This window comes from Terriglobia bacterium, assembly GCA_020073085.1.
In the GTDB taxonomy this organism is placed as follows: domain Bacteria; phylum Acidobacteriota; class Terriglobia; order JAIQFV01; family JAIQFV01; genus JAIQFV01.
In genome coordinates, this window is the sequence record JAIQFV010000026.1 from 42,113 (window position 1) to 56,288 (window position 14,176).

At 58.4% G+C, this 14,176-nt stretch carries 12 protein-coding genes; 10 read left to right on the forward strand and 2 right to left on the reverse strand.

All coding sequences use genetic code 11. From position 1 onward, the window contains the following. Window positions 1–36 precede the first annotated feature (36 nt). From LAO21_19450 to LAO21_19495, 10 genes are all read left to right on the forward strand, one after another. Window positions 37–1,962 (forward strand): FAD-dependent oxidoreductase, encoded by a 1,926-nt coding sequence (locus tag LAO21_19450; protein ID MBZ5554897.1) that lies wholly within the window; start codon window positions 37–39, stop codon window positions 1,960–1,962. Beyond that, window positions 1,950–2,414 carry a ubiquinol-cytochrome c reductase iron-sulfur subunit gene (locus LAO21_19455; GenBank protein ID MBZ5554898.1) on the forward strand — a complete coding sequence of 155 codons (465 nt, stop codon included), beginning with the start codon at window positions 1,950–1,952 and terminating at the stop codon, window positions 2,412–2,414. Before LAO21_19450 ends, LAO21_19455 begins: the two co-directional genes overlap by 13 nt. Window positions 2,415–2,424: 10 nt before the next feature. Then, window positions 2,425–3,966 (forward strand): cytochrome b N-terminal domain-containing protein, encoded by a 1,542-nt coding sequence (locus LAO21_19460; protein MBZ5554899.1) that lies wholly within the window; start codon window positions 2,425–2,427, stop codon window positions 3,964–3,966. A 15-nt stretch (window positions 3,967–3,981) separates the two neighbouring features. Beyond that, window positions 3,982–5,466, forward strand: coding sequence for a c-type cytochrome (locus LAO21_19465; GenBank protein ID MBZ5554900.1), 1,485 nt, complete (start codon window positions 3,982–3,984; stop codon window positions 5,464–5,466). Then, on the forward strand, window positions 5,463–8,228 hold the full coding sequence (locus LAO21_19470) for a molybdopterin-dependent oxidoreductase (protein MBZ5554901.1): 2,766 nt from the start codon (window positions 5,463–5,465) through the stop codon (window positions 8,226–8,228). Before LAO21_19465 ends, LAO21_19470 begins: the two co-directional genes overlap by 4 nt. Before the next feature lie 12 nt (window positions 8,229–8,240). After that, a complete protein-coding gene (locus LAO21_19475; protein ID MBZ5554902.1) occupies window positions 8,241–9,200 on the forward strand; it encodes a 4Fe-4S dicluster domain-containing protein in 960 nt (319 codons plus the stop codon). A gap of 9 nt (window positions 9,201–9,209) precedes the next feature. Beyond that, window positions 9,210–9,944 carry a hypothetical protein gene (locus LAO21_19480; GenBank protein ID MBZ5554903.1) on the forward strand — a complete coding sequence of 245 codons (735 nt, stop codon included), beginning with the start codon at window positions 9,210–9,212 and terminating at the stop codon, window positions 9,942–9,944. Window positions 9,945–10,015: 71 nt separating this feature from the next. Then, window positions 10,016–10,645 (forward strand): molecular chaperone TorD family protein, encoded by a 630-nt coding sequence (locus tag LAO21_19485; GenBank protein MBZ5554904.1) that lies wholly within the window; start codon window positions 10,016–10,018, stop codon window positions 10,643–10,645. 291 nt (window positions 10,646–10,936) lie between these two features. Beyond that, window positions 10,937–11,605, forward strand: a complete 669-nt coding sequence (locus LAO21_19490; protein ID MBZ5554905.1) for an epimerase — start codon at window positions 10,937–10,939, stop codon at window positions 11,603–11,605. Between the two features lie 229 nt (window positions 11,606–11,834). Beyond that, entirely contained in the window at window positions 11,835–12,521 is a 687-nt protein-coding gene (locus LAO21_19495) for a hypothetical protein (GenBank protein ID MBZ5554906.1), read from the forward strand. A 147-nt stretch (window positions 12,522–12,668) separates the two neighbouring features. On the opposite strand, the gene LAO21_19500 is transcribed toward LAO21_19495, so the two are convergent. Continuing rightward, window positions 12,669–13,160, reverse strand: a complete 492-nt coding sequence (locus tag LAO21_19500; GenBank protein MBZ5554907.1) for a VOC family protein — start codon at window positions 13,158–13,160, stop codon at window positions 12,669–12,671. Window positions 13,161–13,234: 74 nt separating this feature from the next. Next, the gene (locus tag LAO21_19505) at window positions 13,235–13,438 is read right to left on the reverse strand and encodes a hypothetical protein (protein ID MBZ5554908.1); all 204 of its coding nucleotides are present in this window, start codon (window positions 13,436–13,438) and stop codon (window positions 13,235–13,237) included. Window positions 13,439–14,176 lie beyond the last annotated feature (738 nt).

Consider the following 14,176-nt stretch of genomic DNA (forward strand, 5'->3'; position numbering starts at 1 on the left):
TTTCGATTTGTCGCTCCCACAAATAACGTTGGTGTTGTGAGTCGCTGGAAGCAGGCGAGAAGAGTGGACCAACAGCGCTATAAAGTTCGAGTTGCAGAACCCGGGTACTGGCGAGAACAGATCAAGTGCCAGTATGCTTGTCCTGTGCATACGGATGCCCGGGGATACGTTCGAGCTATCGCGGCCGGCGACTATGAAAAAGCCTACCTGATTGCCCGCGGGCCGAATCCGTTGGCCTCGCTCTGTGGGCGCATCTGTGGTGCTCCATGCGAAGCAGCTTGTCGCCGGGGCACCATCGATCAGCCGATTTCCATCCGCGCCCTCAAAGGCTTCGTCTGCGAGAAGTTCGGGTGTGATTCCCGCCGTGATCCCGGCAGTGAACTATTCCCCTACCTGAAGGAGAAGAACGAAACTCGCCAGTGTGACGATATCGACGAGCTCAGCCACTTGCTCGATTTTATCGGCAAATCCGATTTCCCCAAGCCCGAAGGAGAACGAATCGCGATCATCGGGTCGGGACCGGCGGGCTTGGCAGCCGGACACGATCTTGCCCTGATGGGCTTCCGTCCTACGGTCTTTGAAATGGATCCGCAACCGGCGGGCATGCTTTACACCGGAGTCCCTGGCTACCGCCTGCCGCGTGAACTCATCCGCGCGGAGGTCAAAGTGATCCAGTCCCTGGGTGCCGACATCCGTTGCAGCACTCAGGTCGGCAAAGACATCAGCTTTCCGGAGCTTCGGCGTGAGTTTGCCGCGATCATCATCGCCTGCGGCGCCAAACGGTCGCGACTGCTGCCTATTCCCAACGCCGATGCAATCGGGGTGATGGGCGGGGTTGATTTCCTGCGCGACGTTTCACTAGGCAAAAAGGTGGAACTCGGCCAGCGCGTGGTCGTCATTGGAGGCGGCAACGTCGCTTATGACGTCGCCCGCACGGTGCTGCGCCAGGAAGAATACGACGTGTCACGCACGGCCGCTCGAATGACCGGGGTCCGGCAAGTCAACCTGGTCTGCCTCGAGTCGCTTGAGGAGATGCCTGCAGACACCGTCGAAATTCTTGAAGGCCAGGAAGAGGGTGTAACGCGTCACAACAGTTGGGGGCCCCGTGAGGTCCTGGTGCACGAGAGGGACGGCCAGAAGTTCGTGCGTGGCGTGAAGTTCGCGCGTTGTACCCGGGTATACGACGAGAACAAGCGATTTGCCCCTAAGTTTGATGAGTCCGTCACCATCGAGATCGAGGGAGATACGGTCCTGCTTTCCGTCGGGCAGTCGGCCGATCTGAGCTTCATCGATCCGCAGAGCGATGGGATCGAGATGCGCTCGCCGCAACAGATTGTCAATGACCCCGAGACCGGCACGACTTCCGCACCGGGAGTTTTCATTGCCGGGGACATCGCTTATGGGCCGCGGCTGATGATCCACGCCATTGCCAGCGGGAAGCAGGCAGCGCGTTCGGTTTATCGTTTCCTGCAAGGCAGTGAAATAGCTCCCGAGGAGGTGCAGTTCCATTTCCCCATCGAGCGCTATCACCGGGAGAAACACTATGAGGGCCGCTCGCGTCTGCACATTCCGACCCTTTCTCCGGAAGAACGTCTGAAGAGCCCGGGCGCCTTGGTCGAGATTGGCTACAACGAAAAGCAGGCGCAGGCGGAAGCTGGACGGTGCCTCGACTGCGGCATCAACACTATCTTTGATGGTGAGCGCTGCATTTTATGCGGCGGCTGCGTCGATGTTTGTCCGACCGTGTGCCTGAAACTGGTGAGCTTCGATCGGCTGGCAGTTTCGCCTGAACTCGAAACGGCAACGCGCGAATTAGACCTCAATCCCTCCGACCTCTCAGCCATTCTGAAAGACGAGGACCGCTGCATCCGGTGTGGTCTGTGCGCCGAACGTTGTCCCACTGCCGCTATCACCATGGAACAGTTCAGTTTCGCCAAGGAGTGGAAACCATGTCCCGTCTAGATCCGCCCCGAATCAATCGGCGGAGTTTTCTGAGTCTCGCGTCGATGGGAAGTTTCTTTGCCGCGCTGGGCACAGCGGCGGCCGGAATGTTCCGTCTGCCCAACCCCGCGGTGTTGCCGGGCCCGGTTCGCCGTTTCAAGCTCGGCCCGCCGGAGCAGTTTGCTGCCGGAAGTGAGACTGCCCTCGCCGAGCAGGGTCTCGTGCTGTTCCGCGACGACGAAGGGTTCTATGCGATTTCGAGCACCTGTACGCACCTGGGCTGCACCGTGGCGCGGTCCCAGGATGGGTTCGCCTGCCCCTGCCATGGCTCGCGTTTCGACAGTAAAGGCAGCGTCATCGGTGGACCCGCGCCACGTCCGCTGCCCTGGCTCGAGGTCAGCCGCGCCGCCAACGGTGACTTGATCGTGAATGCAGACTCTGAGGTTCCGGAGGGCACGCGTTACCGCGTGTAGGAGCGAAACCATGGAAGAAACGGCCACTCAGGAATTTCTGAATAACCTGCGGACGCTTCCCCAAAGCGTGAAAGATGCCTGCTTCCGCTTGGGGAAGACGCCCGAATCGGAGCGGGAGGAGTCGCAGGCCACATTCCACAACCTCTTTCTGCATATCCACAGCGTCCGCGTTCACCTGCGCACCCTCAGCCCCACGCTCACCTTCGGACTCGGGTTAATGGCAACCGCGAGTTTCGTGATCACCCTCATCACGGGTGTCCTGTTAATGGTGTACTACAAACCTTCGACCGACTTGGCCTACCAGTCAATCAAAGACATCCACTTTGCGGTCTTCACCGGACGCTTCATTCGCAATATTCATCGCTGGGCCGCCCAGTTCATGGTGGTGGCGGTCTTGCTGCACATGGCGCGGGTGTTCTTCACGGCAAGCTACAAGAAGCCGCGCGAGTTCAACTGGCTGGTCGGACTGGGACTGCTGGTCATCACCCTGGCTCTCAGCTTCACCGGGTACCTGCTTCCCTGGGACCAGCTGGCCTACTGGGCCATCACCATCGGTTCCAATATTGCCAACTCGCCGCGTGAACTCACGGACGCCATCGGCATCACAAAATTCTTCGATCCCGGAGGCTTCCAGAAACGCCTGCTGCTCGGGGCGAACTATGTCGGCCAGGATGCACTGATTCGTTTTTATGTCTTGCATGTCTTTGTGCTTCCCTTGGCGCTCGTGACCCTGCTCGGCGTCCACTTCTGGCGCATTCGAAAGGATGGGGGCTTGGCCAAACCCGAAGATCCCATGGGAGGACTCGCCGAATGGGGCGGAGAACGTCGACCCGTTTTTCAGCCCCTGGCCACGAAAACCTATGGCCTCATGGCACTGGTGAAGGGCCAGCGGCCGCCGGTAAACCGTGGCCCCGAAAACACGGTGATGAGTTGGCCGCGACTCTTTTGGGCGGAGCTTTCGGTCTTCATGGTCACCGTGGCCACGACACTCATCCTGGCATTTTACTCCGACGCGCCGTTGAAGGAACTTGCTAACGCCGCGATCCCGGAGAATCCGGCCAAGGCGCCCTGGTACTTCCTCGGAATTCAGGAGCTGGTCTCGTACTCGGCCTTTACGGGCGGTCTGTTGATTCCAGTCATCGTCGTCGTCGGACTGGCGCTGATTCCATTTCTGGACCGTCGTCCGGGAGGTGAAGGAACGTGGTTCGGGACCAGGAGCGAACGGTCCGTGTTCTGGCAATCCTTTCTCTTTGCTCTGGCCGTGACAGCCGGCATGCTTGCATTTACCGTGAATTACGGTTGGTTGCGCAACTGGTTCCCCAACATTCACCAGCTGTGGATCATTGTGATCAACCCCGGCTCTCTGCTCGTCGTGATTTTTGCCGCCTGGTCAATCCTCATCCTGAAGCGCAAGAACTCAGTGCGCCTCGCGGCTGTCTCTCTGTTCACCTGTTTCCTGGTCGGTTTCATTTTGCTGACGTATTTTGCGACGGTCCATCGCGGACCCAATTGGCACTTCTATTGGTGGCCCTCGCAGTGGCCAATACACTAGGGAGGAGAGAATGCGATGAACGATCCCTCACGGTTTTATCGCTGGCTCCTGCTGGTGGCCAGCCTCGTCACCATCGCCTACCTGGTGGGTGCGGCAGTTCACGAGAACTACCTGGCCCAATGGAAGACCGTGCAGCGCCAGTATCGCGACCTACTTCGGGAGAAGGCCACCGATGAGCGAGGCCGCGAATTGGTGGCCAAGTTCCGGATCGAGATGAAGCAGGTCAGCATTCCTGCGCTGGGCGCCGTGGATCGTTGCGTCACCTGCCACAATGGAATTGACGACCCACGTATGACTAACGCCGCACTTCCCCACCGGGCCCATCCCGGCCACCTTCTCGACAAGCATCCCGTGGACCGGTTTGGTTGCACGGTGTGTCACCATGGGCAGGGCGCGGCCCTGACATTCCAGGAGGCGAAGGCCGAAGACGTCTACTGGGACTATCCGCTGTTGCCGCCCGAGATGACCGAGGCCACCTGCGTCACCTGCCACGACGCCGAAAAGCTGCCCTCCGATCAAATCCCGATGTTGACCCTGGGCTTCGAGCTATACAAGGAGAAGAGCTGCGGCTCTTGCCACAAGCTCGGCGGGCGCGGTGGCACGCTCGGTCCCGCCCTCGACAACGAGGGCGCAAAGACCCGGCACCAACTCATCATGACCAACTTGAAGCCGCCCTACACCTCGTGGAACTGGCAAACGGTACACTTTCGCGACCCGGGCAGCGTGGTTCTAGACAGCCAGATGCGCAACCCAACCGTGACCCGCGGGGAGGCGCTTGCGCTCACAGTCCTGATGCTCTCAGAGTGGAAGCGCGACGTCCCTGAGAGTTATCTCGCGCCTGACAAAATCGAGCAGAAGTATCGCGCCCTCCATCCCGTTCCTCTAACGGGGGAGCAGGTCTATAAACAGTACTGCACGGCGTGCCACGGGGATGGCACTTATTCCCGCTGGGACAAGAAATTCGGGCGCTTCGTACCTGCAGTGCGCGGGGTCTCGCTCGTGGCGGGAGCCCCTCGCGATTATCTTCGGGCCAACATTGAGCAAGGCCGTCCCGGGACCCAGATGCCCGCCTGGGGACCCCATGCCGGCGGGTTGCTTCCCGAGGAGATCTCGGCGGTCGATGAGTATCTCCGCGCCGGCGCTCAAGCCGCTCCACCGATGACTTCCCTTTCTCTTCACGGAGACTCCAGCCGCGGGCTCTCACTTTTCCTGACGAACTGTGCCGGCTGTCACGGGATGCATGGCCGCGGGGGGATCGCGCCGGAAATCGGAAACCCCATCTTCCAGCAGGCCGCCACCGATGAGTTCATTGTCCGCACCATTCGCAACGGCCGCATCCGAACCGCGATGCCTGCATTCCAGCGTCCGGACGCATCGGTGCTCGGCGACCCGGACATCGCTGATGTGCTCGCCTACCTGCGAACGCTCCGACAAGACAAGAGTAGGAATGCCACAGCCCCCAGCAGCACTCCCCCACCTCCCGGAGGAGGCAAACCATGAGCGACAAGAACAAACCCCATCGATCCTGGTCGCGGCGGGGCTTCATCCAGACCGCCGCCATGACCGCGGCAACACTGGTCCTGCCCGGCTGCTCCCGCAAGGAGAAGCCCGTGCTCAGCACGCTCACGGGCGACTTCGATCCGCTGCGCACTTATCCCTATCGCGGGTGGGAGGATTTATACCGCAAGATCTGGACCTGGGACAAAGTGGTCCGCTCCACGCATTCCGCCAACTGCACCGGCTCCTGCTCCTGGAAAGTGTATGTCCGCAACGGCGTGATGGTCCGCGAGGAGCAGGCGGCTGACTATCCGCGGATCAACGATGAACTGCCCGACTATAACCCGCGCGGTTGCCAAAAGGGCGGCTGCTTCGTGGAATATGTGTACAGCCCGCAGCGGCTTCGTTATCCCCTGATCCGCACCGGCCAGAGGGGAGAAGGCAAATGGCGGCGCGCCAGTTGGGACGAAGCGCTGACGCTGGTCGCCGGGAAACTGCTCGATAACGTTTATAATTACGGGCCTGATACGAACACATTCTTCAGCGTCATCCCCGCCATGAGCCCGGTGAGTTTCTGTGCCGGCTCGAGGCTGGCCCATTACATCGGCGGGGTCTTCCTCTCGTTTTACGACTGGTATTGCGACCTTCCGCCAGGAGAGCCGCTCACTTGGGGCGTGCAGACCGAGGCCTGCGAGTGCGCGGACTGGTTTAACTCAAAATATATCGTGCTGTGGGGCTCCAATATTTCACAGACCCGGATCCCGGACGCCCACTTCGCCTATGAGGCCCGCTATAACGGCGCCAAGATCGTATGCATCTCGCCGGACTACAACGCCAGCGCCACTCACGCCGATCTCTATTTCCGGATCAATCCGGGTACCGACGGCATCCTGGCCCTGGGTGTAGCCAAGCTCCTCATTGACCAGAACCTCATCGATGCTCCCTATGTCAAAGAGCAAACCGACATGCCACTGCTTGTGCTCAGCGGTACCAAACGCTTCCTCCGCGAGTCCGATCTCAAATCCGGCGGGAAGGAAGATGTCTTCTACTTTTGGGACACGAAACAGCAGCGTGCCATTGCGACGTCCGGGTCCATGGGATCAGAACAGAAGACCATCCACCTGAACGGCGCCGATCCCGCGTTGACGGGCACCTACCCGGTGAAGCTCGCCGGCGGTACAACAGCCGAAGTCAGCCCCGTCTTCGAATTGCTCAAAAAGGAACTTGCTCAATATACCGTGGACAGAGTCGCCACCCGTACGGGGCTTCCTGCCCGTGAGATCGAACTCTTTGCCAGGGAGCTGGGCACGCGCAAGCCCGCCATGATTATTCACGGCGCCGGGACCAATCACTGGTTTCACAACGACCTCATCAATCGCTCTTTCATACTGCTCGTGGCCCTGACCGGCAATGTAGGCAAGAACGGAGGCGGCTTTAATCATTATGTTGGACAGGAGCGCATCTGGCCGGAACACGGGTTCTTCCAGTTGGCCTATCCAGAAGGCCGCAAGAAGCAGCGCTTTCAGAACACCACGCTGTGGAGCTATGTGCACTCCACCAGCAAAGACCCGCATCTCTACAACGGCAAGCCCGTCGAATGGTACATCCAGGAGTCGGTCAAGAATGGATGGATGCCGCTGTGGCCAAAGGACGGCCGCAAGCCGCGCGCCTTCGTCGTCTGGCGCGCCAACTATTTGAACCAGGCCAAGGGAAACGAGGTTCTCGAATCGTCACTCTGGAAAGACCTGGATCTGATTGTCGACATCAACTACCGCATGGACACCACGGCGCTTTACTCCGACGTCGTGCTGCCTGCGGCTAGCTACTACGAAAAAGTCGACATCAACACCACGGACTGCCATAGCTACATCCACCCCTTCGGCAAGGCCTGCGAGCCGCTGTTTGAAAGCAAGACCGACTGGGACCTCTTCCGCGCCCTTGCGGAAAAGATGGCCGACCTCGCGCGGAAGAAAGGGTTGAAGCCCTTTCACGATGAGGCCTTCGACTGGAACCGCGATTTCACCCAACTGGCGCACGACTGGACGGGCAAGGGAGAGATCCTGACCGACGAGCAGGCAGCGAACTTTATTCTCGGCAACGCACCCGAAACCCGGGGAATGACCTACCAGCAGCTTCAGCAAAAGCCGCAGCGCTTCATTGCCACCGACCCGGAGTCCTGGAACAGCGACATGGAACAGGGCGTGGCCTACACACCCTTCAAGCATCAACTCGAAAAGAAGCGCCCGTGGCGCACCCTGACAGGCCGGCAGCAGTTCTACATCGATCATCCGTGGTACATCGAGTTAGGTGAGGCGCTGCCTACCTTCAAGGAGCCGCTGGAGGAGAAGTTCCCCCTCTTCTGGAACACGCCGCATGGACGCTGGTCCATTCACTCCACATGGCGCGATCACCGGGCCATGCTCCGTCTGCAGCGTGGCGGGCCGATCGTCTACATGCATCCGGACGATGCCCGCAAGCGTGCCCTGAAGGACAATGACTGGGTCCGCATCCACAACGATGTCGGCCAGTGCGTGTGCCGCCTCCAGATCCTGCCGGGCGAAAAACCCGGTCGCGTGACCATGTATCACGGCTGGGAGAAATTTCTCGGCTTCAAGCAAGGCGGATGGCAGTCGCTCACTTACATCAAGATCAAACCTACGCAGCTTGTCGGCAAGTACGGTCACGTCAACTTTCGCCTCAACTACTGGGGGCCCACGGGTAACAACCGCGACATCAAAGTGGAAGTCGAAAAGGCCAAGATCTAAGGAGAGGCAGCCATGTCAAAACACCAATATGCAATGGTGATGGATTTGAACAAGTGCCTGGGCTGCCAGACCTGCACCATCGCGTGCAAGAAGCTCTGGACCGACCGGGACGGCACCGGCTACATGTACTGGAACAATGTCGAGACGCGCCCGGGCCTCGGTTACCCGCGACAGTGGGACCGCATCGGCGGCGGCTATGACTACGGCCATGCCTGGGAGTACGACTACGAGCAGCGCCTCTTTGAAGGCCGACGCAAACCGGTCATGCCTTTCCCCGAGCCGCAGTCCGGCGTGAACTGGGACGAAGACGTGGGCGGCATGAACGGCAGCGAGAATTACTTCTTCTACCTGCCCCGCATCTGCAACCATTGCACCTATCCGGCGTGTCTGGAGGCTTGCCCGCGCAAGGCCATCTACAAGCGCGAAGAAGACGGCATCGTGGTCCTCGATCAGGACCGCTGCCAGGGTTATCGCTATTGCATTCAGGCGTGCCCCTATAAGAAGATCTACTTTAACGAGGTCGCGGGCAAATCGGAGAAATGCATTTTCTGCTACCCGCGTCTTGAGAAAGGCGAGGTCAACGCCTGTGCCGCCCAGTGCCCGGGACGGCTGCGATTCGTCGGCCTGCTGGATGACCCCGAGTCACCTGTGCACAAGCTCGTCCTCGTCCACAAGATGGCCCTTCCGCTCTATCCGGAAAGGGGGACACAACCCAACGTCTTTTACGTGCCGCCCTTCAATCCGCCGAAACGGGAGAACTACGGCAAAAGCATCCTCGAAGACCCGCGGCTGCCGCTCGATTACCTGGTCCAACTCTTTGGTCCAGAGGTGAAAGGCGTCATTTCACAGCTTGAAGCAGAACTCAAAAAGGCGCAAGAAGGCGGGAAGAGCGAGGTGCTGCAATTACTCATCGGCCGGGATGCCGAAGTACGCTACCGCATCCGGCCGGAACTTGTTCAGATCAAAGCGTAGGAGATCGCCATGCGAATTCGCCAGGTCGTCATCGCCGCCATAGGATTTCTGCTGTTCTCCGGTGTTATGTGGGCACAAGCTAAGGCAAAACCGGCTGCCGGACAGGCGCTGTCGGTGGTGGCGTCGTCGGCTACAGTGGAGAAACTGCTCCAGGGCGAACCTTCGACCTGGAATCAGATCGCAGTAAAGCGCATCAGCCTCAACCGCACGCCCCCACTCTACGACACCGAAGAACCTGCAGGCCTCGACATTCCGACCGTCGAGGTGCGTCTGGCACGCGCCGGAGGGAACCTGCTGGTACAGCTCAGCTGGCGTGATGCAACCCACGACGCGACCGCGCTTGCGGAAGTTCCCAATACCGCGCCGGAGACACGCTTTCGAAAAGTGCCGACGGAAGCCGATGACCGCTTCTTCGATGCCGTGGCGGTCATGTTCCCAGCGAGGCCCGAGGCGGGCGCCATCGCCCCATCGTTACAGATGGGTGATGCCGAGCATCCTGTCGCAATCTATTACTGGAATGCAGCGCGTGGCGCCCTGCTGATGGAAGCTCGGGGGCGCAGCACGACGCGTCGAACCGGGCAGAGTTTCCCGGCAGCAGGCACGTATCAGAACGGCCAGTGGAGCGTGATCTTCGCCTTGCCTGATCTGCCGGCCGGCACCCCGGTCGCATTTGCCGTCTGGAACGGCAGCCAGAAGGACCGCGACGGGCGGAAGTATTTTTCGGTCTGGCACCTGCTGGAGTAAAGAGTATTGGCGCTTCCGTCCACGGGCGGGTATTCACCGCAAGAGGCGCCGAGAACGCCAAGGGAGTTACAATGCCCACGACTGTTGTGGATGGGATTGCCGCGGCCCCGATTGACTGGCGGCAGAACGATCTTTACCGTTTTTTTGCCTCTATCTTTGCATCGCCTTCGCAGGACCACTTCCACTTTCTGTCTCAGCCTGCCCTTTCAGTGGCATTGCAGGATTTATGGAAACAACTGGAATGCGAGGGCGAGTTTCCGGGATTCAAAGGGTTTGCGAACTACGAGGAGTACGAATCCACGTATATCGCCCTGTTCGACGTGGGTGTCCCGGAGCCGCCCGTGCCGCTGTTCGAGTCAGCCCACGACAAATCCCGTCCGGCCCCGGAGATCGCGCTGGAGAACACCTATTTCTATGGGGTTCTTGGTCTCAGGGCCGACCCCTCCCAAGCCGTGCCCGATTACCTGATTACACAATTGGAATTTCTCGCCGCCCTCCGCTACACCTCGGAGAACACATCTGACAAAGCAAATGCCGCTTCACTTGCCCGAGCCGAGACCGAATTCCTGGAGCGCCATCTTATAAACTGGATTCCCACGGCCAAGAGCAAACTGGACCGGACCGGTGCTCCGGGCTTCCCTGTGCTCATGACCCTCCTGGTCCAGTTCCTCCGCCGCAGGCACGACGGATCCGGGTTCTAGCACGCGAAGGCGTGTCTCTCTCTCATGAACAACACTCATCAATGCACCTTTGCTTGACTCTGTATTCCGCCGGGCGTAGGCTTTTACTGTGAGGCCTGTGTTGTAAGAGTTAGTTCACCCTTCCCCGATGGCAATTCTCAAACATGAACTCTGGTTGGAATCCAAAGACGAGCAGACATTTTGTCTTTCTGGGCCAATGGGTGACGGCCCGCGCCGCCGCGGATAAGCCACAAAGCGTTGGGCTGTTGATTGAAGGTTTGTTCTCTCATTAATCTGATGGTTGGGCACAACATGAACGTTATTGTATTTGGTGCCACGGGAATGGTTGGTTCGGGGGTCCTGATCGAGTGCCTGGAGGATCCGCGAGTCCGATCAGTGCTTGTGGTGGGACGAAGGCCATGCGGCGTTGCCCATCCGAGGCTTCGCGAACTCATGCGCTCAGACTTCTTCGACTACAGCGACGCCAAAGCCGACCTGAAGGGCCATGATGCGTGCTTCTTCTGCCTGGGGGTGTCCTCGGCCGGGATGCGCGAGGCTGCGTACTACCGTTTGACTTACGAGCTGACCCTCTCGGCTGCGGGGGCTCTGGCGGAGCTCAATCCTGAGCTTACCTTCTGCTACGTCTCGGGCGAAGGGACCGACAGCACCGAGCGCGGACGCTTCATGTGGGCACGGGTGAAAGGCAAGACGGAGAATCACCTCCTGCGAATGCCCTTCAAGGCCTACATGTTTCGTCCGGGCTATATTCAGCCGCTCAAAGGGGTCCGCTCGAAGACGAAGCTGTACCAGGCGTTCTACAATGTGCTCGGGCCGATCTACCCCTTGCTGAAACGGCTGTTGCCGAATCATGTGACCACGACGGAAAACGTCGGTCGGGCCATGGTCCAGGTCGCGGCGAGTGGATGCTCAAAGCATGTGCTTGAGAATTCTGACATCAATGTTTTGGCTACTAAAGTGTAACCGGCGTGGACACCCGATTTCGCAATAAAAGTTGGTAAATGTCCCATCCGGCAAGAAGCGGACGGGCGGGTGACGCGCCGGAGGTTTTGCCGACTCTTCCAGGGGGGGTTGTCTAATCTACAGCGGGTACTAAGGATGAGGGCTTGAAACGGCCCAGCAGGCAATATGTCCGACGCGCCTGTCGGTCAATTAACAACAACACGGCAATATGTGTCAAGGAAGACGTGAAATGAGATTTCTCAGAATTAATTCAGTTGCAGGGGCCACGCTCGTCGTTTTATTCCTGACTGTGGTTGCCGCAATCGGAGCTCGATGCCAGAGTCCTCAATCTACACCGGTTCTTACTCCGAAGATTGTTGAGGATAAAGATGCACCGGAGGGATGGAGCCGCTATGAGTTCACCTATGACGGCGGGGAGGTGCTCAGCGTGATCATGCCGAAAACACCGCCCTTGGAGTTTCTGCCGAGGGAGTCCCCTATTCAATATTCCGTGGAGTTTTCAGGCTTGCTACTCGGAGTAGATGAGCGCCATGTCACGGCCCGTCTGGAAGGCCTTCAATTCATTGTTTATTATTTCAGCGGGCTTTCCGTTCCGACAGAACAATTCACCGAAGACCAAAAGGAGCACTTCGGTGCGCTGACCCTCCAGCGTGTTGGTTTACTGGAGAAGGGTTTCAGTCCGGTTCAACTAAGAAGCACGTTTAATGGCGGCAAGATGCGGTCCATTCGAGTCAATGACAACGAGGGATTTGAGCAAGATTTTCTTTTTGGGGTTTCCTCATCGCCGTACCATTGTCATGCTCGTGCTGTCTTCGCGGGACGATATTCCTACGTCGTTGCGGTCGTAGGGAAAGAGGACCTTAAGGAAGAGCAATACACGCCATTCTTTAATTCGTTCCGACTCGTAAAGAACTGACATTTAACGAGAACGGTGGTGCCGGGCCTAAAGAATCAATTGGTTGAGAAAAAAGGGACAGTCCCTAGGGACTGTCCCTTTTCTTAGGTAGTGGCGACTTCAGTCGCTATCGGTCGAAGGCACATCTGCGGCACCCGCCGCCCGCAATCAGCTCTTCCCCGCTGCTTTACTCATCTGGCCGAACACCTCTTTGGCGCGTCTCTCCATTTCTTCAGGAGCCACATCTTCGACATGCTGGCCGAGCGCCCAATGGTGGCCGAATGGATCCACCACCTGGCCGTAGCGATCGCCCCAGAACTGGTTGCCGAGCGGCATGGTCACGGTCGCGCCGGCCCCCACGGCATTGTTGAAAAGTTGATCTACGTTCTCAGAGTAGAGGTTCAGCACCACGCTGCTACCACCGACCGTCTTCGGCGACGCGCAGCCCATACCCGGGAACTCATCGTTAAGAAAAACCTTCGAATCGCCGATCTTGATCTCCGCGTGCATCACCTTGCCGTCCGGGGTGTTGTGAACGTTCAGAACCTGGGCCCCGAATGCGTTCTTGTAAAACTCCAATGCCTTAGTCGCGCCATTCACCACCAGATGCGGGGTAATCGTATGCAATCCCTCCGGGATTGCCTTCACATTTCCTGCCATAGTGTTAACTCTCCTTTCCTTTTGTTGAGTACTCGGTTTAGACCAACTCTCTTGCAACCTATTTAAACAACAAATCAGCCAGTTCGCTCACCGGTCGGGACGCTGCCGGCCAGTGCCAGACTCCCCCAACCATCCCATATTGCGACTTGGAGGATGATCCCGGAGAATGGGTCGCGCTCACGGCAGGTCACGGTCATAACGAGGAGGAGTTCTGCCGCCGTCCCAAACCGGATTCGGAGCAACAGCGGATTCACTTCGTCCAGAAACAACCAGCTCACGCGCTAAGACTCATTCGATTGTCCGTCACCCCGGCAAAGATTCTCGGATGCAGCATTCCCGCTCCGGATGCAGGTAACACTACCATTCCCTTCGCCATTCAGGGACCTCGGTACGGCGGGGCATCCAGCTCCACCTCATCGATCGAAGACCTATAATTTGGACGCAAATTCTATCGCGTTTCGTGGCGCTACGCAAACTGGATTTTGTAAGCAATTCATTTGAATTGACCCTGACCAAGCCCTAAACTCATTGATGGCCAGACGCCCCTCCATGTCGGCCCACATCTCATTGACGATCGGCTGGCATCTGAGGCTTTCGATCAAGAGATCCCATTCCCCAAACTGAACGGTAAAGAAAAGCTGCGGAGGCGGAGATCATTTGGTTTGGGAGCATTCGACGCATTTCCTCATTGGGTTGCGACCCGGCAGCATAGATCAGCAGGATGACAACGGGTCGCGGTAGGGGTGCCCGGGGACGGGCATCCCTACCGCGACCCCTATTCATTCACTGCAAAAACGGATGACGCTGCCAAATACACATTGCGAAGATGTGACCGGATCATCAGGCAGCCGCACACATGCCACAAGCGCATGTGTGCGCCACCCGGCCGTCCGGATTCCTGGCTGTGAATAACAAGTAAACGAAACATTCCCTCAGACCAGATGATGGCCCTCATAATATGAAGGTCTTCTGTTCCTTGAATATGTCAACTGTGGGTGTGATAATTTAAGAGTTCC